21 protein-coding genes are annotated in these 25,814 nt (G+C 56.6%); 11 read left to right on the top strand and 10 right to left on the bottom strand.

Translation table 11 applies throughout. The annotated features are described in order from the left end of the window. Nucleotides 1–8: 8 nt before the first annotated feature. Complete coding sequence (locus tag QZ869_RS11870; protein WP_296104869.1) at nt 9–1,619, top strand: FGGY-family carbohydrate kinase; 1,611 nt, start codon at nt 9–11, stop codon at nt 1,617–1,619. A gap of 64 nt (nt 1,620–1,683) precedes the next feature. Here QZ869_RS11870 and QZ869_RS11865 read toward each other — a convergent pair whose 3' ends face one another. Then, a complete protein-coding gene (locus QZ869_RS11865; protein ID WP_296104867.1) occupies nt 1,684–2,751 on the bottom strand; it encodes a LacI family DNA-binding transcriptional regulator in 1,068 nt (355 codons plus the stop codon). Nucleotides 2,752–2,993: 242 nt separating this feature from the next. On the opposite strand from QZ869_RS11865, the gene QZ869_RS11860 reads away from it, so the two are divergent. The 7 genes from QZ869_RS11860 (at nt 2,994) to QZ869_RS11830 (ending at nt 10,131) form a co-directional block, all read left to right on the top strand. Further along, nucleotides 2,994–3,971, top strand: coding sequence for a substrate-binding domain-containing protein (locus QZ869_RS11860; protein ID WP_296038885.1), 978 nt, complete (start codon nt 2,994–2,996; stop codon nt 3,969–3,971). A 162-nt stretch (nt 3,972–4,133) separates the two neighbouring features. Beyond that, complete coding sequence (locus QZ869_RS11855) at nt 4,134–5,624, top strand: sugar ABC transporter ATP-binding protein (RefSeq protein ID WP_296104864.1); 1,491 nt, start codon at nt 4,134–4,136, stop codon at nt 5,622–5,624. Beyond that, on the top strand, nt 5,617–6,630 hold the full coding sequence (locus QZ869_RS11850; RefSeq protein ID WP_296038881.1) for an ABC transporter permease: 1,014 nt from the start codon (nt 5,617–5,619) through the stop codon (nt 6,628–6,630). The genes QZ869_RS11855 and QZ869_RS11850 overlap by 8 nt, the downstream gene beginning before the upstream one ends. After that, the gene (locus QZ869_RS11845; protein WP_274101193.1) at nt 6,627–7,622 is read left to right on the top strand and encodes an ABC transporter permease; all 996 of its coding nucleotides are present in this window, start codon (nt 6,627–6,629) and stop codon (nt 7,620–7,622) included. Before QZ869_RS11850 ends, QZ869_RS11845 begins: the two co-directional genes overlap by 4 nt. Before the next feature lies 1 nt (nt 7,623). Beyond that, nucleotides 7,624–8,481 carry a sugar phosphate isomerase/epimerase gene (locus QZ869_RS11840; RefSeq protein ID WP_296104861.1) on the top strand — a complete coding sequence of 286 codons (858 nt, stop codon included), beginning with the start codon at nt 7,624–7,626 and terminating at the stop codon, nt 8,479–8,481. Between the two features lie 45 nt (nt 8,482–8,526). Next, a complete protein-coding gene (locus tag QZ869_RS11835) occupies nt 8,527–9,183 on the top strand; it encodes a nucleoside triphosphate hydrolase (protein WP_296104858.1) in 657 nt (218 codons plus the stop codon). An 81-nt stretch (nt 9,184–9,264) separates the two neighbouring features. Beyond that, on the top strand, nt 9,265–10,131 hold the full coding sequence (locus QZ869_RS11830) for a sugar phosphate isomerase/epimerase family protein (protein ID WP_296019066.1): 867 nt from the start codon (nt 9,265–9,267) through the stop codon (nt 10,129–10,131). Between the two features lie 284 nt (nt 10,132–10,415). Here the strand turns inward: QZ869_RS11830 and QZ869_RS11825 are convergent, their stop codons facing one another. Continuing rightward, complete coding sequence (locus QZ869_RS11825; RefSeq protein WP_296104854.1) at nt 10,416–11,429, bottom strand: GlxA family transcriptional regulator; 1,014 nt, start codon at nt 11,427–11,429, stop codon at nt 10,416–10,418. A gap of 1,108 nt (nt 11,430–12,537) precedes the next feature. On the opposite strand from QZ869_RS11825, the gene QZ869_RS11820 reads away from it, so the two are divergent. The 3 genes from QZ869_RS11820 (at nt 12,538) to QZ869_RS11810 (ending at nt 17,162) form a co-directional block, all read left to right on the top strand. After that, nucleotides 12,538–13,620, top strand: coding sequence for a hypothetical protein (locus QZ869_RS11820; RefSeq protein ID WP_296105065.1), 1,083 nt, complete (start codon nt 12,538–12,540; stop codon nt 13,618–13,620). Between the two features lie 388 nt (nt 13,621–14,008). Then, the gene (corA, locus tag QZ869_RS11815; protein WP_296038871.1) at nt 14,009–14,974 is read left to right on the top strand and encodes a magnesium/cobalt transporter CorA; all 966 of its coding nucleotides are present in this window, start codon (nt 14,009–14,011) and stop codon (nt 14,972–14,974) included. 307 nt (nt 14,975–15,281) lie between these two features. Next, on the top strand, nt 15,282–17,162 hold the full coding sequence (locus tag QZ869_RS11810) for a diguanylate cyclase (RefSeq protein ID WP_296104851.1): 1,881 nt from the start codon (nt 15,282–15,284) through the stop codon (nt 17,160–17,162). A gap of 127 nt (nt 17,163–17,289) precedes the next feature. On the opposite strand, the gene QZ869_RS11805 is transcribed toward QZ869_RS11810, so the two are convergent. From QZ869_RS11805 to QZ869_RS11770, 8 genes are all read right to left on the bottom strand, one after another. After that, entirely contained in the window at nt 17,290–18,177 is an 888-nt protein-coding gene (locus tag QZ869_RS11805) for a ribokinase (RefSeq protein WP_296104849.1), read from the bottom strand. Further along, on the bottom strand, nt 18,174–19,049 hold the full coding sequence (locus QZ869_RS11800; protein ID WP_153312678.1) for a MurR/RpiR family transcriptional regulator: 876 nt from the start codon (nt 19,047–19,049) through the stop codon (nt 18,174–18,176). Before QZ869_RS11800 ends, QZ869_RS11805 begins: the two co-directional genes overlap by 4 nt. Then, nucleotides 19,046–20,023 carry an ABC transporter permease gene (locus QZ869_RS11795; RefSeq protein ID WP_296104845.1) on the bottom strand — a complete coding sequence of 326 codons (978 nt, stop codon included), beginning with the start codon at nt 20,021–20,023 and terminating at the stop codon, nt 19,046–19,048. Before QZ869_RS11795 ends, QZ869_RS11800 begins: the two co-directional genes overlap by 4 nt. Nucleotides 20,024–20,039: 16 nt before the next feature. Continuing rightward, a complete protein-coding gene (locus QZ869_RS11790; RefSeq protein WP_296105063.1) occupies nt 20,040–21,566 on the bottom strand; it encodes a sugar ABC transporter ATP-binding protein in 1,527 nt (508 codons plus the stop codon). 60 nt (nt 21,567–21,626) lie between these two features. Further along, on the bottom strand, nt 21,627–22,691 hold the full coding sequence (locus tag QZ869_RS11785) for a substrate-binding domain-containing protein (RefSeq protein ID WP_296104842.1): 1,065 nt from the start codon (nt 22,689–22,691) through the stop codon (nt 21,627–21,629). A 77-nt stretch (nt 22,692–22,768) separates the two neighbouring features. Beyond that, nucleotides 22,769–23,740, bottom strand: coding sequence for a TIM barrel protein (locus tag QZ869_RS11780; RefSeq protein WP_296019075.1), 972 nt, complete (start codon nt 23,738–23,740; stop codon nt 22,769–22,771). Between the two features lie 229 nt (nt 23,741–23,969). Next, nucleotides 23,970–24,890, bottom strand: coding sequence for a ribokinase (gene rbsK, locus QZ869_RS11775; protein WP_296104839.1), 921 nt, complete (start codon nt 24,888–24,890; stop codon nt 23,970–23,972). 8 nt (nt 24,891–24,898) lie between these two features. Continuing rightward, nucleotides 24,899–25,759, bottom strand: a complete 861-nt coding sequence (locus QZ869_RS11770) for a carbohydrate ABC transporter permease (protein WP_363315109.1) — start codon at nt 25,757–25,759, stop codon at nt 24,899–24,901. Nucleotides 25,760–25,814: the final 55 nt, after the last annotated feature.

The raw sequence follows: 25,814 nt of genomic DNA, 5'->3' as shown, positions 1-25,814 counted from the left end.
AGTTTTCCATGAGCCGTTCCAGATATTTCATCGGCGTCGATGTCGGTACCGGCAGTGCGCGCGCCGGCATTTTTGATGAGGAAGGCGATTGCCTTGGAACGGCCAAGCACGACATCGACATCTATAGGGATGCCCACCACATGGTGGAGCAGTCGAGCGAGAATATCTGGCAGGCAGTCTCATATGCCGTGCGCACAGCGGTTTCACGCGCAGGCGTTTCGCCGGAAGATATCGTGGGCATAGGCTTCGACGCCACCTGCTCGCTCGTGGTGCTGGGCGAAGGCGGGCGGTCTTTGCCGGTCGGCCCATCTGAAATCCCGGCCAGAGACATCATCGTCTGGATGGATCACCGTGCAGTAGAACAGGCAGAGCGCATCAATGCGCAAGGCCATGATGTTCTACGCTATGTCGGCGGACGCATATCACCTGAAATGCAGACGCCAAAGCTGTTATGGCTAAAGGAAAATCGGCCGGAGATCTTTGCAAAGACATGGCAGTTCTTCGATCTCGCTGATTTTCTCACATGGAGAGCAACGGGAAGTCTCGCGCGTTCCACCTGCACGGTGGCATGCAAATGGACGTATATTGCCCATGAGCAGCGGTGGGACCCGAGCTATTTCCGCCAGATCTGTCTAGCGGAACTGGCTGATGAGAACTTTGCCCGCATTGGGCAGGAGATCGTCGAGCCCGGTACGCCGGTCGGTCAAGGGCTGACGGCCAAGTCTGCGGAAGATTTCGGCCTTTTACCGGGTACGCCTGTCTCTGCCGGCATGATCGATGCGCATGCAGGCGGCATCGGCACGGTCGGGATCGGTGGAACGCCCGAATCAAACCTCGCCTATGTCTTCGGCACGTCCTCCTGTACGCTGACCTCGACCGAGGAGCCGAAATTCGTTCCCGGTGTCTGGGGTCCTTACTACTCTGCCATGGTGCCTGGCCTGTGGTTGAATGAGGGCGGACAAAGTGCTGCCGGTGCGGCCATCGACCATCTGATCAGCCTTCATCCCGCTTTTCCCGAGGCGCATGAAAAGGCGCGCTCTGCCGGCGTTGCGCTTCCCGTCATGCTCGCCAACATGGCATCTGCCACCAGCGCTTCTCCTTCTCAGGTCGTAACGCTGGCCAGAGGCCTTCATGTGGTCCCTGAATTCCTCGGAAACCGCGCACCGTTTGCCGATCCGGCTGCTCGCGCCGTCATTGCTGGGCTTGGGATGGAGCGCGATCTCGACAGTCTCGTCGCCCTCTATGTGGCCGGTTTGTGCGGGATCGGCTACGGGCTTCGACAGATCATCGAGGCACAGACGAAGGCGGGCGCAGGGATCGACCAGATCATTATCAGCGGCGGCGCGGGCCAGCATGATCTCATCCGCCAACTTCTTGCCGATGCCAGCGGCAAGCCTGTTATCGCGCCGCAGACCGCAGAGCCTGTCCTCTTGGGAGCGGCCCTTCTCGGCGCAACCGCTGCGCAGGTCTTCACCGGTCTCAAACAGGGAATGCAAAAGCTCAGCAAGCCCGGCAAGACATGCGAGCCCGCCTCTGGAACGCTCCAGCAACTGCATGATCGGCGCTACCACGCCTTTTGCACCCTTCAGGCAAGTATAAGATCGCTGCGGGATTTCTGATTATGGATTGGCCGAGGCACGCCTTGCGAGTGACCTCGGCTTGATCATGCCTTCACGTTGTTCATTAAGTGCGCAGGGTTTCACTGACATCGTCGAGCGGGCCGGTCAGCGCAGTGCGCGGCGGTATCAGCTGTGGCTCGATAATGGTCACACACGGCTCGCCCGGCGACGAATCCAGAAGTTCGAAACCGACTTCCAGCATTTTCGAAATATCGGGTTTGATCATGTAGACCGGAAACGGCAGGAACGACGCGAAGGGATCGTAGTCGAAACAGCCGACCACGATGTTCGCGACCACCGCCGGATCATGCCGCCCCATAAAACGCAGAAGACCCTCGAAATTGATGGACGAATTGACGAAGAAGCAACGCGGCAAACGGCCGTGGCGCATGAAATAGTTTTCAAGGACAATATCCGTCATACGCGGTGAGTAGCCTGTCTTTTCCACCGCTACTCTGCTGCAGACCGTTCCGAAATAAGCATTCTTGGCTGCATCAAATCCTGCGATACGTTCCAGACTCGCATGGTCGTCATGTCCACCGAACAGCACCACGTCATCAGGCGAAAGCGCGCCGTCGCGTGACGCATGCTCCAGTATCGCACGTGTCAGTATCTCCGCACCATGTCTGTTGTCGGAAATTACGGATGAAGCAAGCTTGCCAGGAAGATCGAGATTGACGTGCGGCAGGGCTGCACCGGCGCAAACCTGATGAACGCCATCGGGATTGGCGACACCCGCGATAAACAGCGCGTCGATCGAGTAAGCGATCAATGTCTCAACTGTCTTGCGCTCTGCCTCAGGATCACGCCGCCCGGAGACCACCATCGGCGAGAGGCCCCGCTTGCGCGCTTCGGCCTCGAACGCCTGCGCCATGGAGGAAAAGAACCGGTTCTCATAAACCGGAACCAGCAATCCGACGAGACCCGATTTAGAGCTGCGCAACCCCCTTGCCTGAAGATTGGCGGTGTAGCGTTGGGCCTTTGCCAGCGAGAGAATTTTCCCGGCAGTTTCCTCCGAGATACGGCGCTTACGCCAGCTTCCATTCAGCACTGCGCTGACCGTCGAAGCCGAAGCCCCCGACAATACCGACAGATCGTAGATCGTGGCCTTCTTCGAGGTCAGGTCTGCCATTTCTCGTCCTCCTTGCGAAATCGATGTGTAGAGCAATCCGCCTCTTGACGGAAGTAAAAATCGCGCCTAACCTCCATGCACCATCGATTGTGCAACTTTGAAATATCGATTGTGCAAACGATGCGCGCTATGGGAGTAGCAGGAGGAAAATCTCGAATAGCCGAGATCGAAGCGATCGCACACAGAGCTCAAAAGCTGTGGCGAGACACCTGCTGTACACGTCTTTTGGAGGAGGAACATTCATGAAGAAAATCATTTCAGCCGCACTGGGTCTGTCTCTTGCCTTGCTCGCATCCGCAGCTTTTGCAGAAGGACCCAAGGTGGGCGTCGTGGTCAAGATCGGCGGTATTCCGTGGTTCAATGCCATGGAGGCAGGCATCAAGGAGCAGAGCGCCAAGCTCGGCGTCAACGGCTTCATGGTCGGCCCAACCAGCGCCGACCCTGCCCTTCAGGTTCGCGCCATCGAAGACCTGATCGCACAGAAGGTCGATGTCATCGGCGTCGTTCCAAACGATGCGAAGGTGCTTGAGCCCGTGCTGAAAAAGGCACAGGAAGCCGGCATCAAGGTCATCACTCATGAATCCCCGAAGCAGCAGGGCGCGGACTGGGATTTCGAACTGGCATCCGCCAAAGGCTTCGGCGAAGCGCATGGCAAGCTTCTCGGTGAAAAGATGGGCGGCAAAGGCTCCTATGCCGTCTTCGTCGGCTCGCTCACCGTTCCGCTGCACAACGCCTGGGCTGACGCAGCAATTGCCTACATCAAGGCGAATTATCCGGACATGAAGCTCGTTGGCGACCGTTATGGCGTTGCAGAAGATTTGGACAAGAGCCGCTCCACAGCGCTCGACCTCATGTCTGCAAATCAGGATCTCAAGGGCTTCCTGGCCTTCGGTTCGCAAGGCCCTATCGGCGCTGGACGCGCTGTGGAAGAACGCCGCAAGGATGGCAAAGTCTTTGTCATCGGTCCCTTTTCTCCCGGACAGGGCGCCAAGCTCATCAAGAGCGGCGCTCTGACCGGCGGCTTCATGTGGAACCCCAAGCAGGCCGGCGAAGTCTTCGTCACCCTGGCAGATCGTCTCTCCAAGGGTGAAACACCCAAGGCTGGCGACGATATCCCAGGTCTTGGGAAGATCAACCCCGAGGGTAACACGATCGTTGTCGATCAGCTGCTGAAGATCGACAAGGAAAGCATCGACAAGCTGGTCGGCATGGGTCTCTAAGCCGCTTCAGGCACAGCGATTGCACCCGTGACGCTTATGCATCACGGGTGGTCAATCGGATTATCGTCGCGTAGTCCAACCGTTTACGCGACGGTATCATCAACAAAAACAAGAAAATGAATAACGCCCTGCTCCAGCCGGGCGAAGGGAGATAATTGCGCCATGAGCGACAAACCGCTCTTGTCCTTGAAGAATATCAGCGTAACCTTCGGCGGCGTTAGAGCGCTCAAGAGCGTTGCTTTCGAGGTCAATCCTGGCGAGGTGCATTGTCTGGCCGGCGAAAACGGCTGCGGCAAGAGCACGCTCATCAAAGTCATCACCGGCGTCTACAAACCGGAAGCGGGCGCGGAACTGCTGTTCGACGGCAGGGCAGTCCCAGCCATGACGCCGGCGCTTGCTCAGTCTCTTGGCATTCAGGTGATCTGGCAGGATCTGGCGCTTTTCGATGAAATGACGGTCGCCGAGAATATTGGCTTCCAGCACGCCATGAAGGGCAAATTCGGGCTGGTCGATAAGACCGCAATCCGAAATGCCGCCGAACAGGCCTTGGCCCGGCTCGGGGTCGAGATCGACTTGGATCGTCCGCTCAAGGAACTTCCCATTGCGCAGCGCCAGATCGTCGCCATCGCGCGTGCCCTGGTCGGTGAGGCGCGTCTGGTTTTCATGGACGAGCCGACAGCCTCGCTGACGCAATCTGAAACCGATTATCTGATCGACATCGTGCGCAATCTGTCAGCGTCGGGCGTGGCCGTCGTTTTCGTTTCCCATCGACTGGCCGAAGTGCTCGAAATATCGAACCGGATCACGGTGCTGCGCGACGGCTCGCTTGTCGGCGTCTATCCGGTCGAGGGCATGACGCAGTCGCGCGTCACGGAACTCATGACTGGCCGCCTCTTCGATAGCGCCGTCATCGCTACCGACCATGACGATCAGCCTGTTGTACTCTCAGTTCGCGGACTGACGCGGCATGGCGAATTCGAAGATGTTTCCTTCGAACTGCGCCGGGGGGAAACGCTCGGCATTACTGGTCTGCTTGGCGCCGGCCGCACAGAACTCGCTTTGACGCTGTTTGGAATGCATCGTCCGCATGCCGGTGAAATTCGGCTCGAAGGCAAACCGGTGAAGTTCGGCTCGAACCGCGACGCCATTCGGGCAGGTATTGCCTATCTCTCCGAAGACCGTCTGTCACTCGGGCTCAACCAGCCGCAATCGATTGCCGACAATCTCATCATGGCTTCACTCGATAAATTGCTTGTCGGAGGGCTGATTTCGCCGTCGAAAAAAGCCACGGTCGTCAAGAACTGGATCGGCTCGCTCGGCGTCAAGATCGGCCAGCCGGAAGACCCGATCCGCACGCTGTCCGGCGGCAACCAGCAACGTGTCGCCATTGCCAAATGGCTGGCGATCGGCCCGAAAATCCTCATACTCGATGCACCGACCGTTGGCGTCGATGTCGGCGCGCGCGCCGGTATTTTCGAGATTGTTCGCAAGCTTGCGGCTCAAGGCCTCTCCATCATCCTGATCTCCGATGAAGCACCGGAGGTCTATTTCAATTCAGACCGGATCGTTCACATGGTCGAAGGACGCTTCCACGCGACCTACGATCCACGTGCCATGTCTATGACCGAACTGGAGACTGCCATCTATGCGTAGGCTGATCCTGGGAAATACTACCGAATTCGCGCTGGTCGTCGTGACGATCCTGCTCTGCGCAGGCCTGTCGATCGGGACCGATCGCTTTTTGACCGTTTCGAACGCTTTCGACGTGCTGAATGTTTCCGCCGTCAACATCATCTTCGCCGTCGGCCTGCTGGTCGTTTTGATTTCAGGTGGCATCGACATCTCCTTCGCCGTCGCGGCGTCCGTCGTCCAATATGTGACTGTGCTTGCTCTTTCCGCGCTCGGCGGTGGCAACTGGGCAGAGGGCTTCATCATCGCCGGTGGTGTCGGTATCGGCCTTGGCGTCATCAATGCGTTTCTCGTCTGGCGGCTGAAGATCATCTCCATCGTCGCGACGATCTCCACCTTCAACATCTTCTTCGGTCTCCTGATGTTCTTCACCAAGGGGGTCTCGATCTACGATCTGCCGGAGTGGCTTTCCACCCGTGTCGTCTTCTACGAACACGAGATGAGCGACGGGTCCTGGATTGAATTGACGCTGCCGGTCGTCGTGATGATCCTCTGCTGCATCGCCACCTGGTTCATGATCTCGCGCACCACCATCGGTCGTCAGCTCTACGCATTCGGAGACAATCCGGAAGGCGCTCGACGCTTCGGCATCAACATCGGCGCGATGCATTATCTTTCGTTTGGTTGGCTCGGCCTCATGGCTGGAATTGCCGGACTGATGCAGGCGCATTACGCGCAGGAGGTTGTGCCAAACGCGCTCTATGGCCGCGAGCTCGATGTTCTCGCCGCAACCGTTCTCGGCGGTGCCAGGCTTGGCGGCGGCAAGGGGTCGGTCATAGGCTGCGTGCTTGGCGTTCTGCTTGTTTCAATAACTCAGAACGGTCTCAACCTGATGGGCGTATCGCCCTTCGCCTTCAAGATGGTCGTCGGCGCCATCATTCTCATCGCCATCACGCTCTCTTCGACCCGCTTCGATAAACTTCTGCCGTCCGCCATGAAGAGTTCAAAACAGGGAAGCGCGCGCCGATGACATCCTTCACGCAAAAGTTCAACGCGACGTTCGGCGCGGACATGGCGGGACCCCTCGTTGCCTTTGTCGCTGTCATGGTCGTCTTCGGAACGCTGGCGGATAATTTTCTGTCGGCTGGGACCTTCGGTTCAGTGGCTTTCCAGCTTCCCGAACTCGGCCTTCTGACGCTCGCCATGCTGCTTCCGCTTTTGACCGGTGGGATTAACCTGTCGATCACATTCGCCGCCAACCTTTCGGGCCTTGCCGCAGCATGGGTGTTGCAGGCCCACGGCGGGGTAAACGCACCGCCGAGCGCCTTTCTTCTGGCGTGTCTTGCCGCGCTCCTCACCGGCGCAGCCGCTGGCGCGCTCACAGGTGCGGCCATTGCCTACACGCGGGCGCATCCCATCCTCGTCACCCTATCGATGATGATCTTCCTGCGCGGGCTTGGTGAATTCCTCACGCGCGGCGGCGATATTTCCGGCTTTCCTGATTACGTGTCCACAATCGGTCACGGTTCGGTTCTCGGCCTGCCCATCCCGCTCATCATATTCATCGCTTGCGTCGGGCTATGGCATGTGTTGCTGACTAGGGCAAAGCTCGGCTTCGGGCTCTTGATGATCGGTTCCAATATCGAATCCGCCCGCTACTCAGGCCTTAACACCCGGCGTATCCTGATCCTTGTCTACACACTGTCGGGTGTGATGTGCGCGATTGCAGGTCTTATCATGCTGGCCCGTTTCAACTCCGTGCGTGTCGGACATGGCGAGTCCTACCTTCTGATCACGGTACTCGCCGCATTTCTGGGTGGTATCAATCCATTCGGCGGCTTCGGTCGTGTCCTGCCGGTCTTCGTTGCGCTGATCGTTCTCCAGCTTCTGTCCTCCGGTCTAAACCTCATGGGCGCGAACCAGCATCTTGCCACGGCGCTGTGGGGCGTGTTGATGATCGTCGTCATGGCGGCAAGGACGTTGGCGTCGAGATTCGCCACATCGCGCAGAAGGAAAGCATAAGATGCAAGGATTTGGTGTTCACGCAATGATGTGGACGAGCGTATGGGACCACGCAAGCGCCGAACGCGCCATTGCGGGAGCCGCGAACTACAAGCAGGACTATATCGAAATACCGTTTTTCGACATTTCCTCGGTCGATGCAGCCCATAGCCGCGCGCTTCTCGACAAGCATGAGCTGCGGGCAACATGTTCGCTGGTTTTGCCGGAACATGCCTGGGCCTCGGCTCGCCCTGACGCGGCAATCGATCACCTGACGGCTGCTCTCGACAAGGCTGCAGAGATCGGTGCCGAAGCACTCACCGGCGTCACCTTCGGTGGAACGACCGAACGTACGGGCTTTGCACCGACGCCCGGCGAATATGACAATCTGACCCGTGCCTTGGGTGCCGTCGCAAAACACGCAAAATCGCTCGGCCTGCAGTTTGGTATCGAAGCGGTCAATCGCTACGAAAACCATCTCCTCAATACCGCGCAACAAGTGGTTGATCTCGTCGAGCGCATCGGCATGGAGAACGTCTTCGTCCATCTCGACACGTTCCACATGAACCTAGAGGAAAAGGGTCTGGCGAGCGGAATTGTCGCTGCGCGGGATCACCTGAAATACATGCACATGTCGGAAAGCGACCGCGGCACTCCCGGTTTTGGCAACATCGCCTGGGACGAACTTTTCGGTGCGCTTGCGGCCATTGATTTCGACGGACTTCTAGTTCTGGAAAGCTTCGGCGGGTTGCCTGATTTCATGGCAGGCCCAACCTCCACCTGGCGAGCGGTCGCCCCCAGTGCAGAGGACGTACTTGACAAGGGAATTCCGTTCCTACGCGACAAGGCCGCTCAATACGGCCTCTTTGCCAGCCGCTAACGGCCCGAGAAAACCCTCTTTAAAATCATCATGCGAGCCAAAGCCTTGACTATCATTGAAGACAACGCCCGTGAAATCGCCAGCCTAGCCATGAAACGTTTCTCCGACAATCAGCGGCAAAGGCTCATGATCGCGATTGCCGGTGCGCCGGGATCGGGCAAATCCACCATCGCCGAACGTGTCGTGGACCATATTATCAGCGAAAGCGGTATCGCTGCAGCGCTATTTCCCATGGACGGCTATCACTACGACGACGCAGTTCTGGAGGCTATGGGTAGACGCGCCTTCAAGGGTGCGATCGATACCTTCGACGTTCACGGCCTGCGGCACATGCTGGAGCGCCTTAAGGCCAACGAAGACGACGTTATCGCCGTTCCTGTCTTTGATCGGTCCATCGAGATCGCGCGCGCCGGCGGCCGGCTCATTCCGCAATCGGTGGAAATCATCGTCTGCGAGGGCAACTATCTGCTAGCGAAGCAATCTCCGTGGGACAGGCTGAAACCGATCTTTGATTTCACGGTCTTCGTCGATGTCGAGGAGGATGACCTGCGTGAGCGGCTACGGGCGCGTTGGCGCGGTTTCGGTCTCGATGAGGCCGAAATCGATCGCAAGGTCGAGGAAAACGATCTGCCAAACGGAATTTTCATCATGAAAACCGCCGCCGAGCCCGATCTCAGGCTGAAGAATCCAGGGAGAGAGTGAAACGCTGCCGCATCCTGCTCGGCCCCTAACACCACTTTTGCAATCAAGACAGACATCAAACGACAACAGCGAGAGCCTGCTATGAAACACGGAATCTATTACTCCTACTGGGAACATGAGTGGAGCGCCAAGTTCGGCCCTTATGTAGAGAAGGTCGCCAAGCTCGGCTTCGACGTGATCGAAGTTGCCGCTCATCATATCAATGACTATAGCGATGCCGAACTCGCGACCATCAAGCAAAGCGCCCGCGACAACGGCATCATTCTGACGGCAGGTATCGGTCCATCCAAGTCGAAGAACCTGTCCTCGCCCGATAAGGCTGTGCGGGAGGCAGGCAAGGCGTTCTTCGAGAAGACGCTGAGCAACGTCGCCAAGCTCGATATTCACACGATCGGTGGCGCGCTGCATTCCTATTGGCCGATCGACTATTCGCAGCCGGTGGACAAAGAAGGCGACCGTGCACGTGGCGTGGAAGGTATTCACGGCATTGCGGATTTCGCCAACGATCTCGGCATCAATCTGTGTATCGAAGTTTTGAACCGCTTCGAGAACCACGTTCTCAACACGGCTGCCGAAGGCGTTGCATTCGTGAAGGATGTTGGCAAGTCCAACGTCAAAGTCATGCTCGACACGTTCCACATGAACATCGAGGAAGACAGCTTTGGCGATGCAATTCGCACTGCAGGCCCTCTTCTCGGTCATTTTCACACCGGTGAGAGCAACCGCCGTGTACCGGGCAAGGGTAGAATGCCATGGCATGAGATTGGCGCAGCGCTACGGGAAATCAACTATACCGGCGCAGTCGTCATGGAACCCTTCGTCAAAACCGGCGGCACGATCGGCTCCGATATCAAGGTCTGGCGCGATCTGACGGGCGGCGCTGATGCTGCGAAGATGGATGAGGATGCGAAAAACTCGCTTGCATTCTCTCGCTTCGTTCTGGGCTGAGTTCGCACGATGTCTGTGAGATAGGGCCTTTATCGTGATCGATTAAGGCCCTATTTCGAAGACACGACAAGCAGAGTGGTCAAGCGGCTTCTCCGCGCATTTTGTGCCGAACGACTCCCTTAGCCTTGCGCGCTATCGTTAGATCGTTTCGCCGTTCGATGGCTAGGATCGAGACCGGGCGGTGACGCCGCTCGTTCCTTCTACCTGGTACGATTGATCGGGTGAAGCACTATCCGGATAGCAATGCGATAGAGCCGCAATCGTGTCGGAAAAAGATCAATGTTCTATTGAGATGTGCCTTCAGCCAACCTCTTGGATCTGGCGCTCGACGGCGTTTCACCAAAAGCCAGCTTGAAGGACTTGGTGAAGTGCGAGGGGTTCACGTAACCCACGTCGAAGGCAACTTCGGTAACTTCGCGGTCTGTTTTCGTCAACAACTCGAACGCACGCTCGAGGCGAAGCTGCCTGTAAGCTGCCGCAGGCGGCATACCGATCGTCGTTTCGAACAAACGCTCCAGCTGTCTACGGCAGAGGCCTACCGACTTTGCAAGCCGTTCTGTGGTGATGTCGCCCGACAGATGCTGCTCCATCGTGATCAGGGCAGCGAGAACACGTGGTTCCTTGACTTGCATCCTGAGCGGCTGGCGCGATTGCGGTGCACTGGAGCTCCTCACCCTCTCCATCTGGAGAACCTCAAGCGCATTGCGGGCCGCGTCCCGACCGATATGGCGCTCCACGATGACGTTCGCCAAATCCGCCGAACTGCTGCCGCCCGCACAAGACCCCCTTCGCCCTTCGAGATGAAACAGGCGATCGGGACGCACAACGAGATGCGGAAAACGCTCCTGAAACGCCTGGTAGTGAAGCCAACTGACACAAACCTCATGACCATCAAGCAGGCCGGCTTCAGCAAGAATGAATGATCCGGTGCAGACGCCGATCATCCTTACGCCCTTCGCAGCGGCATTTTTGAGGAACGTCATGGTCGTGTAATCGACCGGTTCCGGCACGCTCAGGAGCCCACCCACGACAACGATGTAATCGAAATTGACGGGATCGATGAAGTCACTCGTCGGCGCGATCTGAACACCGCAGCTTGACGTAATCAAATGTCGCGTGCTGCCGAGAACATGCCAGTCGGCAAAGACGCGTCCGGAATGGTCTGTCTCGTCACTTGCAAGCCGAAGCGTATCGATGAACAACGCGAATGGCGATAGCGTAAAGGACTTCGAAAGAACAAATCCAACCTTTAATCGCTTGCTGGGCGTGCTGTCCTGACGGTTCCGGAGATGTTTCATACCCGATACTCCAACATCCTGTCACGCGATCTGAAAACCGCACGCAAGCGGGTCCTTGCGTTGATGAAGGAACGAGTTGAATCCAGCATACGAGCCCACCACCCACGCTCGGAAAATTTCCGGAAAGTATCTATATCGCTGTGTCCCGAGTGACGCTTTCCGATTTCGTTACTATAAGACTTTTGTTCCTGAAACCCTGTTTGACGTCAAGCCTCACCTCCGAGGGAAGTGTGCAGACAGGAGACCACGTGAGGCTTACCTAAACGTTTTGGATTCCGACACGCCATGTGTGTTCAACGACACCGAGGTCACGCTTTTAAAAGGTGGCAGCGCTGTCCCGAGGCTAATGTTCTGTGGACTTTGCGGATTGAGAATTTGATGTTTGTCGTCGGGAGTGTGCGCAATCAGGTGTGAGGTTGGAAGTAAAGCCCGCGATGCGACATTGGATTTTTATATTTCCCCAACGACTTACTGCTGCCCGGAGATGCTATCGTATTTTTGGTGAATGACGTCGTTCAGGAATGAGCGTCATTGAGACGCCACGACAAGACTCCGCCGTTATCATGCCATCCCCCGTGGATTTGCATTTTCCGCTGATGATGTCTCCTCCCGACGACGCGCGCCCCCAAAAGCAATTGATCCTCCGTAAACTCAGAGACTCCGCGGCGGTTAGCGACGGGCTTCTTAAGCGGATCTAGTCCTTGCTTGCGGGGTGATTGCACAGAGACTTGCGCAAATTAGCTCCAACGGTGCCCAAAACCGGATGTTTGCGAGATAGGCCAAATTATGGAACCGAGAGCGCTCCGCGCTGAAACTGCGCGATCAACCGGTCGGGCGTGAACTGGCGCTGTTTGTGTGCTCGGTGAAGCAATGAAATATCTGGTCATTTGTAGGCGGAACGATGTCTCGTTTGAAGTGTTTATGTTTCGCTAAAACGCAGTCGGTCAGGCTGCGCCGCTCTTTGCGTGCAGGAGGCGATAATAAGCTTCAGATCAGCTGCACACTTGGGACTGATTTCTTTAGAGGAGACCCTCATGAACTCGATCATTTACTTGGTGGGACTAGTCGTAGTTGTCCTGTTTGTTCTCTCTCTGTTGGGGTTACGTTGATGGTAGGATCTGAATTGGTTGAGAACCCAAATCGCAGCTACGTCGACTGGCCAGCGATTTTTGCTGGAACTGCTATCGCGTCAGGTACGATGGCGGTATTCACGGCTTTCGCCGGAGGATTGGGATTGAATGCAATCTCGGCCGACAACGGCGGAGACATCAGTACAACATGGCTCATCATCACCGGCTTGTTCGTGGTGGTCTCGATGGTCGCGTCTTACATGCTCGGCGGTTACATTGCGGGGCGCATGCGACGCCCAGTTTCGGATACCACATTACGCGATGAACGGACTACCCGAGACGGTGTGAATGGCCTTGTTGTGTGGGGCATTGGCACCGTCGTTTCAGCATTTCTGGCGCTCGGCGTCATTTCGGGCGGCGCTAAGGCAGTCGGCAGTGTCGCACAGACAGCGGTTGAGGCAACCGGCTCTGCCGTGGGCGGCGCAGCGCAAGGTGTAGGTCAGTTGGCGGGCGGCGTCGTATCTGGCGCTGGTAATGCCCTAGGTGGTGTTGCTCAGGGCGCGGGACAAGCTGCCGCTCCAAGCATCGAACAGTCTCTGCCACAGGGACTTAAGACGAACCCAATCGACTATTTCATCGATACAATGCTGCGAACTGACACGCCTGCTCCTGGGACCGATCCGAACGCTGCTGACTTTCAGCGTCAAGCTGGCGGGATCCTGAGCAATCTGCTTTCCACGGGCGAAATATCGGATGGTGATAAGGCGTGGTTGGCCAACCAGATTGTTGCTCGCACCGGTATCCCGCAAGCTGACGCACAGACGCGGGTGAATCAAACGGTCGAGCGTGTGCAGGCTGTGCGTACGGCAGCACAGCAAAAGGTTGATGCGGCACAAAAGAAGCTCGAAGAACTTAAGGCACAAGCTGTGAAGGCGGCCGAGGACGCTAAGACAGCAGCGGCAGACGCGGCAGAAAAGGCTCGAATCACAGGCATCCTCACAGCATTCCTCCTGGCAGCTTCGTCACTTGTGGCGGCAGTTGCTGCTTATATCGGCGGCGTGCACGGCGGACGTCACCGCGACGAAGGTCGCGTGTGGGGCGGCCTTGCGTATCGTAAGTAACTAAACGCAGTGAGGCTCTTCGAAGAGGGCCTCTTTGCTGAGAAACAGCCGGAAGGCCGGTGCGGTTCGCCCCGGCCTTCTTGTTTTTAGAGCGTAGCTATTACCTTTGATGACAGCGCTTGCCATGTATGTAAAACTGTTCCACCACATGCATGTGAGGTCGTAAGGAGAATGCATCTAGACGCTTGAGAAACCAGCCGTACACCGTCGAGAAGCGAAAACGTCGAATGCGGGGCTGATCATCTCGACGCTTGCAAACTCGACTAGTGCCGATTGCTTACTCGTCCGACGATCGTTAAGCCCTACCTCCCCGTCGGCTTTGCACTTATCAAGTCCTCGATCACTTTATCTATCCCACCTCTCGATCTAGCAGCTTCAACGGATTCAGATGACAGTCGTCGCATCCTATCTCTACCGCAACGGTAAGCGCGCCGACGCGGTCGCACTCACTTCGCAACCCTTCGAAACCACCGCGGGCGACTTTGTGTGGATCGGACTGACCGATCCGACGGTCGAAGAAATGGCGCACCTCAAGGCAATGTTCGGGCTTCATTCCCTTGCGGTCGAAGACGCGCTCAATGGACGGCAGGTGCCCAAAGTCGACATTTATGGAGATCAGCTATTCGTCGTCGCCAAGACCGCACACTTGGAGAACGACAAGATCATCTATGGTGAGACCTGTATCTTTGTCGGCCAACAGCACGTCATAACAGTCCGGCACGGATCGGCACGATCCCACCAGAAACTACGTGAGCAACTCGAGCAGGCACCGCAGCTTCTCTCCCACGGTCCCGATTATGTTCTCCACGGCATTCTCGATTTCATCGTCGATGGTTATTTGCCACTCGTCGAAACGATCGAAGACCGGGTGCTTGAGATCGAAAAGCACGTCCTCATTTCCTTCCTCGAACCGGAGCAGATTCGCAGGATTTTCCGGATGCGCAGGCAGGTCATCAAGTTTCAGAGGGTGATCGGCCCAATGGCGGAAGTCGCCAGCAAACTCGCCCATCTTGAACTGCCCTGCGTCGACAATAATGCACGGCCGTTCTTCAGGGATGTTCATGATCATGTCCGCCGCGTGGAAAACATGGTGATCGGCCTGCGCGACATCGTCACATCCGTGTTCGAAGCCGCAAATCTTCTCGAGCAACAACGACAAGGCGCGATCACTCGACAGCTTGCTGCGTGGGCGGCGATCCTGGCGGTACCAACCGCTATCGCTGGCATATATGGGATGAACTTCGAAAACATGCCTGAGCTGAAGACCGAGTACGGATATTACGTCGTGATAGCGGTCATTGTGGTTCTATGCGCCATTCTTTATTACCGTTTCAAGAAAGCAGGCTGGGTGTAATCCGCAGACCCAATTCCGACGAGATGCGCACTTACTAAAGACCCTAATTTTGCGCTGAGATCGACGTCAAGTCTGTGCTCGAGCCTTTTGGTTGTGCCAGCCTGTCCTGCCGAAATGGGTGCAGTTCAAAAAAATTAAGCGGGCACCCTGCCGCGTCGTTAAGGTCTGGTTCACGCCGTTATATTTCCACCAATCCGGGCATTAAGTCTTTCGCACATTCGAATGAAGATTAGAATTTATTTCATTTATTTGGCAGAAGATTAGCGAATCTGAACCTCAACAGCTAGATTGCATGTCTTCCCAAAGTATGAAGAAAAGGTCCCGCCTCCGTCTCGCCGTCGTTCTTGCCGTCGGGGCCGTGTTTGCCTGTCTTGGCATCTGGGCCGAGTACACCAACTGGCAGCGGCTGCTGCAAAGCGCAAACACCCGCCAGATGGAAACGGCGCGCGCCATGGCGCTTCATACCGACGACATACTGGCGCTCGCTCAGCAGCCTCTGAACAACCTTTCCGCTCATGCTAGAGATGCGCTGGGCGACGAAGCCAAAATGCAACATCTGCTTGAGGAGATGTTGCGCGTGGTCAAGACATCCCCATTGTTGCGAAGCCTTGCCTATGCCGATGCGCAAGGCCGTCTGATCGGGTCGACGTTTGCTGCGAATTCCGCAGGCATGGATCTGTCCGACCGCGAATATTTTCTGTTCCACAAATCGAATGCGTCGACGCAACCGCGTTTCGGCCTTCCGTCTCAAAGCCAGACAAATGGCCGCTGGTTCCTGCCGATAAGCCAGCGGATTGACAATCCCGACGGAAGCTTGGCCGGCATTATGATCGCAACCATCGACATGGATCATTTCTCCCGCTTCATTGAAACCTTCGAGGTGAACGAGGAGAATGCCTTTGCCCTGCTGCGCAAGGACGGCGCCATTCTGCTTCGCCTGCCGATAGATCTAAAGGCGATGGGTGCAAATGTTGCTGACAGCACGCTTTATCGTGATCAGATCATGAAGAAGCTGCGCGGCAATTACGAATATGTCTCGCGTTTCGATGGCACAAAGCGCATCAGCGGGTTCTATCGTAGCACGGACACGGGCGTGACAGCGATCGCCACGCAAACCAAGGCATCGATCTTTGACGACTGGCTTAAGCAGTCGAAATATCCCTGGCTTAGCATCATTCTCGCCTATTTGATCGGCACCGCCATGGCCATAAGGTGGATCAGGCAGATCGAACTCAGGGAGATCGGGGATCAGAAAGTCGCCGCCCGAGAAGCGGAATTCCGCCTTATTGCCAATGCTTCACCCGACGTCATTGAAAAGATCTCCTTGGCGGGCGTCCGGCAATATGTATCGCCCGCTGCAGCGAGAATATTCGAAAGAGATACAGAAAGCGTGATCGGCACCAGCGTACTGGATGACAGGGATGACCAGACGAAGTCCGCCTGGCAAGACGCTCTGGCCAAGGTGCAATCGGGATCATCAACGGAATGTATTCTTTATCGACACCAGCGCATGGATGGAACCATGATCTGGCTGGAGAGCGTCATCTCCTGCTTTCGAAGCGATGATAACAACGAGCCGGACGGTATTGTCGTTATTACCCGCGATGTCACCCGTCAGCAGATGATGAAGCAGGAACTGAACGCACTGGCAACGACGGACGAACTGACGCGCCTGTTCAACAAGCGTTACTTCAATACCCAGCTGAGCAGCACGCTGGCAGCAGCACGCGCAAATCAGCAGTCGGTTTCGCTTATCCTGCTCGATCTCGACCGCTTCAAGGCCTACAACGATACCTATGGACATCTGGCAGGCGATTGTGCACTACGCGATGTGGCTGCCGTCATCCCTCCTCAGCTCATCGGGACCGGTGGCCTCGCGGCCCGTTATGGCGGCGAGGAGTTGGTTGTTCTTCTGCCAAACACGGATGCGGAAGAAACAATGAAGATTGCCGAGAACATTCGCAAGGCGATCGCGGCGCTGAAAATCGAGCATGCTGGAAATTTACCCTGGGGCCATGTGACCGTCTCCTCCGGCCATGCGACGGCACTGCCCTCGCAAGCTCTTTCCGAAAACGACTTAATCACTCAGGCAGACCGCGCGCTTTATGCGGCCAAGGCCGCCGGCCGCAACCGGTCGCAAGACGACGAGGAGAACAACAAACCGGAACATATGCGATCCAGCATTTGAACGGTGAGTTTTGAGCCGCGACTGCTCGATTATCTAGCGTTTCCTTGCTAACCACTCATCTTTATTCTTATCTCAACATGGTCGTCATCGGTATGAAACGCGTTGTCTAAGCCGGCTATGGACTCGCCTAAACTCTTTGGGATTCAGGGGTAGCGACAAGCGTTGCCGCGGCGGCATTTGCACTGTGAAGAGCGTCGTTCATAGTTTCACCTGATGCAATTTTTGCGGCCAGAACACCTATGAATTCATCGCCTGCACCATGTGTGCTTTCGACATCCACCTTCACAGCTTCGATGGCAATTTCGTTCCCATCTTGACTGACATAGGCGACGCCTGAACCACCAGCAGTGACGACTACTTCTGGGTAGATTTTCGCCAGCTTTCGTGCAGCCTCCAAAGCGCCTTCGAGTGTCTCAACTACAGGAACACCCGCCAGCATTTCTGCCTCGATAGCGTTCACGACGAGTATATCGATGAGCGGCTGAATGTCGATGGAGAGAGCTCTGGCGGGGGCAGCATTGATCAGAACACGGCCACCGGCCTGCTTAACGGCCCTTGCACCAACGACATTGGCCGCATCAGGAATTTCGTTCTGAAGGACGAGCAGCGTCGTCCTGGACAGCAGTTCATGTGCCGCAGTTACATCGGCTTCACCGAGGGTTAGATTGCTACCCGAGACAATAACGGCACCGTAATCGCCCTCCTCGTCAAAGATTGCAACACTCATTCCCGTTGATCGGGAGGCGTCGCGCCGAACGAAGCGATGATCGACACCTTTGCGTTTCAGATTGACAAGCAGGAAATGCCCGAAATCATCATCAGCGACGGCTCCAATCATCGAAGTGGCCACGCCTGTGCGGGCTGCCGAAACTGCCTGATTGCCGCCCTTGCCGCCGCTTTTGGGATGCCATGACGTTCCGGTCACCGTCTCGCCTTTCCGTGGCCGTGATGGCCCCATGACGGCAATATCGTAGTGCAGACTGCCGAAAACGGTGACGAGAGGCAAGGATGTCATGAAGGTTTATCTTTCCGTTTGGATTTGACGGCAGACATGGTCCGGTCAAGATTTCGTTCAGCCGATTGGTAGTCGCGTTGCGCAACCGCCATGAACACGGCATCGAGGATATTCAACTGTGCAATTCGGGCAGCTGCATTTTCGCCCATCAGTGGAGAGCCCTGCGCTGTAGAACAGAGGACGACATCTGCGGCTTGCGCCAAGGCAGATGAGTTGTAGTTGGTGACTGCGATGGTTTTCGCGCCATTTCGCTTGGCGACTTGAAGTCCTTCGATAATCGCCGTCGTGTTGCCAGAATGAGAAAAGCCAACGGCGATATCGCCCTCAGACAACAGGGCTGCCGACATCAGCATCATGTGCACGTCGTCAACCACGCTGGCACGCACGCCAATACGCAGAAATTTATGCGCGACGTCCCGTGCGATCTGCGCCGAACCGCCCACACCGTAAAAGTCTCTATGCTTTGCACTGTGTATAAGGTCGGCGGCCTTATCGAAGGCAACCATATCCAAAATGGAAAGTGTTTCCTCCAGTGCATTGATGGAAGTGCGGAAAACCTTCTGCACAATCTCCATGGACGTATCATCTACAGAAAGTTCCTGATGCATTTCCGCGGTCGGCTGGCGGTTATACTGGCTGACTGCCGTGCGAAAATCACGATAACCGGCAAAGCCCAGCTTCTTGGTGATCTTGACCACCATCGCTTCAGAAACACCGGCATCGTCTGCAATCTGTTTCAGCGACGTATCGTCGCTGAAATCACGCATGGCGAACACGGTATCGACAACCTTCGCTTCGAGTGGCGTCAGCAATGGCATCATCATGCGGATGCGTGGGCCGACGGCCTTAGTGTCGAAGCTTTCGGAATTCATTCTCTTCCCCTTGTCGCACGATCAATCATCATGGCAACGAGGATTATAAGACCAGTGGCGAGCAGTTGATAGAAGGCCTGAACATTCATCAACGTCAAACCATTGCGCATTGCCCCCAAGATGATCGCCCCCAGAATAGTACCGAGAATGCTGCCCTTGCCGCCCATAAGCGATGCGCCACCGATAGCCGCTGCCGCGATGGCATCCAGCTCCCACAGATTGCCAAGAATGGGTTCAGCTGCGCCAAGGCGACCGATGAGGATGAGCGAGGCAAGTGAAGCCAAGACACCGGAAATCACATAGGCCGTGATTTTGGTGCGCGCGATGGGAACACCGGCGACATAAGCCGCCTCTTCATTGCCGCCAACTGCCATCAGATATTCGCCAATCGGCGTCTTCTTGAGCAGAATCCATGCAACAATAGCCACGACAGCGACGATCAAAATAGGGGTTGGAATGCCGAAGAGAGTACCGTTAAACAGGGAGCGGAACCCTGCGGGAATACCGAGAACGGGATTGCCGCCCGTGTAGATCAGGGCGATGGCGCGGTAGGTACTGAGCGTGCCGAGTGTGACGATAAAGGGTTGCAGGCCGACATAGGCAACGAGCGCGCCGTTGATAAAGCCGCAAAGCAAGCCCACGCCGAGGCCCGCGAGGATCGCCAACGGTATCGGTGTGCCCGCGACGAGCAGGCTGGCGGTGATAACCGCCGAGATCGCAGCCGTTGGGCCAACCGAGAGGTCGATGCCACCGGAGATGATGACGAGCGTCATTCCAAGCGCCAGGCAGGCATTGATGCTGGACTGCTGGAGAATGTTGACGAGGTTTCTCTCGGAAATGAAGCCCGGAACCAGTGCGGCAAACACCGCCATGATGACGATGAGGCCGATCAGCGTTCCCGCATCGCGCAGAGAAAACGAGAAGCGGCGGAAAGCCGGAGCGGAGGTTGCGGGAGCATTGGAAGTGCTGGTCATGACTTGTCCTGTAGGTTCACACGGGTCGCGCAACGCGCGCCTCATCCGCATCGGCATTCGCCCCTGGAATGGCATGCGCGACAATCGCGCTTTCGCTTAGTTGATCACGTTCAATGGTCGCGGCGATCCGCCCCTCGCGCATCACCAGTACACGATCAGACAGACGGATGACTTCCGGGAGTTCGGAAGAGACGACGATGATGGAACGCCCCTCGCGGGCGAGGTCTTCGATCAGATGATAGATTTCCGACTTGGCGCCGACATCGATCCCGCGGGTCGGTTCATCAAACAGCAGGATTTGCGACTTGGCCGCCAGCCAGCGCGCGATAATCGCCTTTTGCTGATTGCCACCGCTGAACAAGCGGATCGGGCGATCCAACTGGAAGGGTCGAAGATTGACACGCTTCAGCAAATCCTTCGCGGTCGTGCGAAGCTTGGCATTGTTGATCATACCGCCGGACGAAAAACGACTGAGGGAGGCCAGCGCCATATTGCTGGATACGGGACGCAAGGGAATGATGCCCTCACGCTTGCGCTCTTCCGGCACCAGCCCGATACCGGCAGCGATCGCGTCGCGCGGGTTGGCGAAGCTCTGCTCCTTGCCGTCGATGCTGATCGATCCTGCGCTCAGGCGGTCTACACCCGCCAGCAGACGCAAAAGCTCCGTGCGGCCAGAGCCGACTAGCCCGGCAATGCCGAGAACTTCGCCCTTACGCAAGGTGAAGGACACATCGCGAATTCTTGTGGCCGAAGAGAGGTTTCTAGCCTCTAGCTTGACGGTATCCTTGACGAAGGAATTATGCTCTTCCTGCATCAATTCGCGACCGACCATCTTCGCGATCACGTCGGTTTCCGAAACCTTGGCAAGATCGACAATGTCCACCAACTTGCCATCGCGCATAATGCTGGAGCGCTGGCAGATGCGGAAGACCTCATCCATCTTGTGCGACACATAAATAATAGAAACGCCGCTTTGCGACAGGCTGGCGATGACCTCGGCCAGACGATCGAACTCGCTCGGGGTCAGGCTCGATGTCGGCTCGTCCATGGCGATGACCTTCGCCTTGTCGAGAAGCGCGCGACCAATTTCAACGATCTGGCGCTGAGCGACCTTCAGCGACGATATTGGTGCCGAGGGGTCGATTGTTTTGTCGATCTTCGCAAGAGCTTCGGCTGCGCGGGCTTCCTGTTCGCGGCGGGACACGAACATGCCGCCCATATGCGTCAGCGAATGTCCGAGAAACATATTCTGGGCAACACTCAGGTGCGGCACCTGCTGAAGTTCCTGGTGTATCATAGCGATGCCGGCGGCACGCGCATCCATCGGCTTCTTGAAGGCGACAGCCTCCCCATCAACGAAGACGGTGCCTGATGTCGGGCGGAACACGCCCGACAGAATACGCAAAAGCGTGGATTTGCCGGCGCCGTTTTCACCGAGAAGTCCATGGATTTCGCCGGGAGCGACGTCAAATGAAACGTCCGTCAGCGCGTTGACGCCGGGAAAGCTCTTGGAAATCGTCTCGAATCTCAGTCGTGGCGTCATGTTCCACCTCTCAGGCTGGATGGAGATGCCGGGTTTGGTCGGCATCTCCTTGAGCATTGATCACTTGGCAGTCTTGGCGTCTTCCATCAGCACGGCGCGCACATCGATGCCCTGGCCCTGATAGCGGCTAAGATTGTCTTTGGTGATGAGAGCCTGCGGCGTGGAAACAACGCGGGGCAGTTTCTGTCCGGCCACCAGACGAAGCGCTGTCTCAAGCGCAACTTCGCCGGTCAGAACTGGGAAGCTGTCAACGGTACCCGTCAGTTCACCCGCCTTGATGGAGGCATAGGCATCGGAAATGCCATCCGTGCCGAAGACTGCGACCTTGCCAGCAAGACCCGCAGCCTTGACAGCTTCAACGATGCCAAGCGCCATGCCGTCGTTGTTGGCGTAGAAACCAATCAGATCAGGATGCTGGTTGAGGATGTTGGTGGCAGCATCATAAGATGTCTGGCGATCCCAGTTGCCGGGAACGCTGGCAACGACCTGGAACTTGTCGTTTTTCGCAATTGTGGATTTGAAACCGTCCGTGCGCTGCACGGCAGCGTAAACACCGGCCTGACCTTCGACAATGGCAACCTTGCCGCCCTGCGGACGGTTCTCGATAAACCATTTGGCCACGCGCACACCGTTGTCACGCTGGACGTTGCCAACATAATGTTCAGCCTGCGGAATGACGGCATCGTTGACGTTGACGACAGGAATATTGGCGGCCTTGGCCTGCTCGATAACCGGCTGGAGATTGGCATCCGTCTGCGGCGAAACGAGCAAAACGTTGTAGCCTTGCGTGATCATGCCTTCGGCAATGGTGAGCTGACCCAGTTGGTCGCCTTCGCTCTGCGCGGCCTGATAGGCGACGGGAACGCCGACCTTCTTGCCGAAAGCTTCATATCCCAGACCCAGCGAGCGCCAATATTCATTGGTCAGCGTCTTGGACACCGCACCTGCCTTGGTGCCCTCAGGTAGTTTCGGGAAAGGCCCGAGCTTGGCTTCCAACTGGGACCAGTCCATGCGATCCTTTTCCGTATCGGAATTCAGCGGCGCAAGTTCCTGCGCAAAGGCTGCGCTGAACAGGAAGCTGGCGGCAAGCCCGGCAGCGAGTGTTGTCTTCAAAAAGGTCTTCATCGGTTTCCTCCCAGATGGAATGTGTCCGCACGCCTTCGGCATGCGTTGTGACGAGGTTTTGGATTTTCGTGTGCAGATCAGCCGAGCATCAGTTCCTGAATGACGGCCTGCGCGGAAACGGCATCCTGACGTTCAACGGCACCGGACAGGCGATTGTCCTGCTCGATACGATCCACCACTTTCAGCATCCGCTTGACGGTCTGAATGTTGACTTCGCATTCGTGAACCGGGTCGAGGCCGGTCATGTCAGGGAAGGTATCGAAATAGATCGCACCATCATAACCGTCCTTGCGGATCTGGCGCAGAAGCTCGATCGTCTGCTGGGTATGCACGGCTCCCACCATCAGGCCGTCGTCACGCTTGGCGTAACCGTCATTGAGGTGAACGCCGAGAACGCGGCTGTAGCGGGCAATCAGGGCTGCAGCGAAAGCAGGCTGCTCGTCGGCATAAAGCACGTGAGCAAAGTCGAGCGTCACACCCAGGTTGGGCATGTCAACATCCTTGATGGCCAGCAGCGTGGTCGCGCAATCTGGCATAAGGCTGTAGGAACGAGGCTCGTTGGGCTTGTATTCGATGCTGATGAGGCAATCCGGATCATGAGCGCAAACTTCACGAATCCCATCGATCTCGTGTTGCCACAGAGTGTGGTAGTCAGCCTGGAAGGCGTAATCGAAGCCATCCTGCCCCAGCCACAACGTCATCAGGTTACTGCCAGCGGCACGCGCAGCGTCGATACCCTTCTTCGTGAGATCGATCGCTTCCCGGCGCACAGCTGCATCCGGGTTGGTGAAGGCACCGATCTTGAACGCCGGATTGGTATAGTAGCGCATGGCAAAGCCATTAATCGCAAGCCCCAGATCGCCTATCTGGCGCGCAAGAAGCGCTGGATCATCCGCAACATGGTCGGGATAATTCAGATCTAGATCCGTCAAACCATCTACCTTCGCAGCACGCTTTGCCATCTGCAACATAGTCGGCTTGCCGGAAATATCAGGCCACTCGGCAGCAGGCTTCGAGGCGAAGGAATTCAGTCGGGTGGCGAATTTCAATTGGGTCACTGGTCTTGCTCACTTCAGTCGCTGTTGACGCAACTTCACAAATTAATTCTATTTTGTAAAGCTATATATGTTGTGCATAGCATCAATTCGTGTCGGAGGTCGCGTTTTTTGACGTTAATTCGTGCGTCAGGACGCGCGAAATCAGCCGCGAAGCTTTTTGCAACTATGGTGGCCCGACATGATAAGAAAGGCCGCGGGGTGCGCGGCCAAATCTGATGCGTCAGCGCGCCATCACTGCTTCGATTTCGGCAAGCATCGGCATTGCTGGGGCCGTCCCACGCCGGGTCACGGCAATACCGGCGGTCGCGCAACCGAGCCGCACCGCCCAGAGCGGCTCTGCACCACGCGAAAGGGAAGCCGCAAATCCACCCACGAATGCATCCCCCGCGCCGGTCGTATCGATGGCCGGACCGCAGGAGACGGCAGGCACATGAACGGATTGGCCCGGCGCATGAAACAACACGCCCCGCGCGCCAAGCGTGATGATGGCCGCGCCAACGCCGCGAGACAGAAAAATTTCACCAGCGCGCTTGGCATCATCAATCGTATCGATTGGAAAGCCGACAAGCGCGGCAGCTTCCGTCTCGTTCGGAATAATGAAGTCACAAAGGCGGTAGACGTCCTCCGGGAAGGCCTCCGCTGGTGCGGGGTTGAAAATCGTTGTGACACTGGCGTTGCGCGCAATTTCCAAGGCATGCCGCGCGGCCTCCACAGGCTGTTCTAGCTGGGTGACGAAAACGTTGGATTGCGCAATTGTGTCGCGTGCCGCTTCCACATCGCCAACACCGATCGTTCCTGCTGCTCCCGCATAAACGATAATGGCATTGTCGCCGGTGCTGTCGTTGACGTAGATGAAAGCGGCACCGGTCGGCTGATCGTCCATAACCGTCAGCTTTGCCGTCACGCCGGCCTCTTCATATGTCTTCAGGGCCAGATCGCCAAATGTGTCGCGGCCAATCTTGGAAATGAAAGACACCTGCGCACCGGCACGCGCCGCGGCAACGGCCTGGTTGGAACCTTTGCCGCCCGGACCGACTGCAAAGCCGCTGCCAGTAATGGTTTCGCCCACAGCAGGCATGCGGGGCGCAAGATAGGCGGTATCAGCAACGAAAATACCGAGAATGGAAACGCCTGACTTCATTCCAGACCTCATTTTACGGCGCCTGCGGTGAGGCCTTTCACGATATAGCGCTCAAGGAAGATACCGACGAGAACGAGCGGCATTATGGCCGCCGTAGCAATCGCCGCCATCGACCACCAGTTGATGCCCTGTGACCCTGTTTGGCTGGCCACCATCACCGGTAGGGTCTTGGCGTTCGAGCTCGTTAGCAGCGCGGCGAAGAAATACTCGTTCCAGCACAGAATTACCGAAAGGATGAAGGCCGCAACCATGCCGGGCAAGGCGATGGGCAAAACGATGCGCAGAAATGCACCCCAGATCGAACAACCATCCACCAGTGCTGCCTGCTCAAGTTCGACAGGTATCGTGTCGAACTGATCGCGCATGATCCATATAACGATGGGCAGCACCATCAGCGTATAGACGAGGATAAGGCCGACCAGCGTGTCGAGCAGCATCAGATGTTTGTAGAGAACCAGAAATGGCATCGCCAAAACGACAGGCGGCAGTATGAGTTGAGACAAGAAGAAGAAGGAAATATCCTTATTCTTCATCCAGAGAAATTTGTAGGAAAAGCGGCTGAGGCCGTAGGCCGCCAGCGAGCCGATCAATACCGCCAGAAACGATGCGCCGGCCGAGGCTACGATACTGTTAAGAAAGCGGCGAATAAATTCGTCACGAACCGTCGATTGCGCGAAGATCGTATCGGGAGAAAGACCCAGTGAGCGCCAGCCTTTCCAATCCGGCGTAAAGTCAACGAAAGGAATGAGATGCCCTTGCGTCACATTGACTGCCGTCTTGAAGGACGTTGTGATGGTCCAGTATATTGGAAATAGCGACACGAAAGCCCAGAACACCAAAGCCGCATAGATCAGCAGACTGCTGGTCATGAACTGCGGTCGGCGGGACCAAAAGCTTAATCGTGGGTTGGATGTTTCAACATGT

The organism is uncultured Agrobacterium sp., from assembly GCF_913777885.1.
Taxonomy (GTDB): domain Bacteria; phylum Pseudomonadota; class Alphaproteobacteria; order Rhizobiales; family Rhizobiaceae; genus Agrobacterium.
Note: the sequence above shows the minus strand (reverse complement) of the source record. Positions and strands in the feature narration are given on the sequence as shown.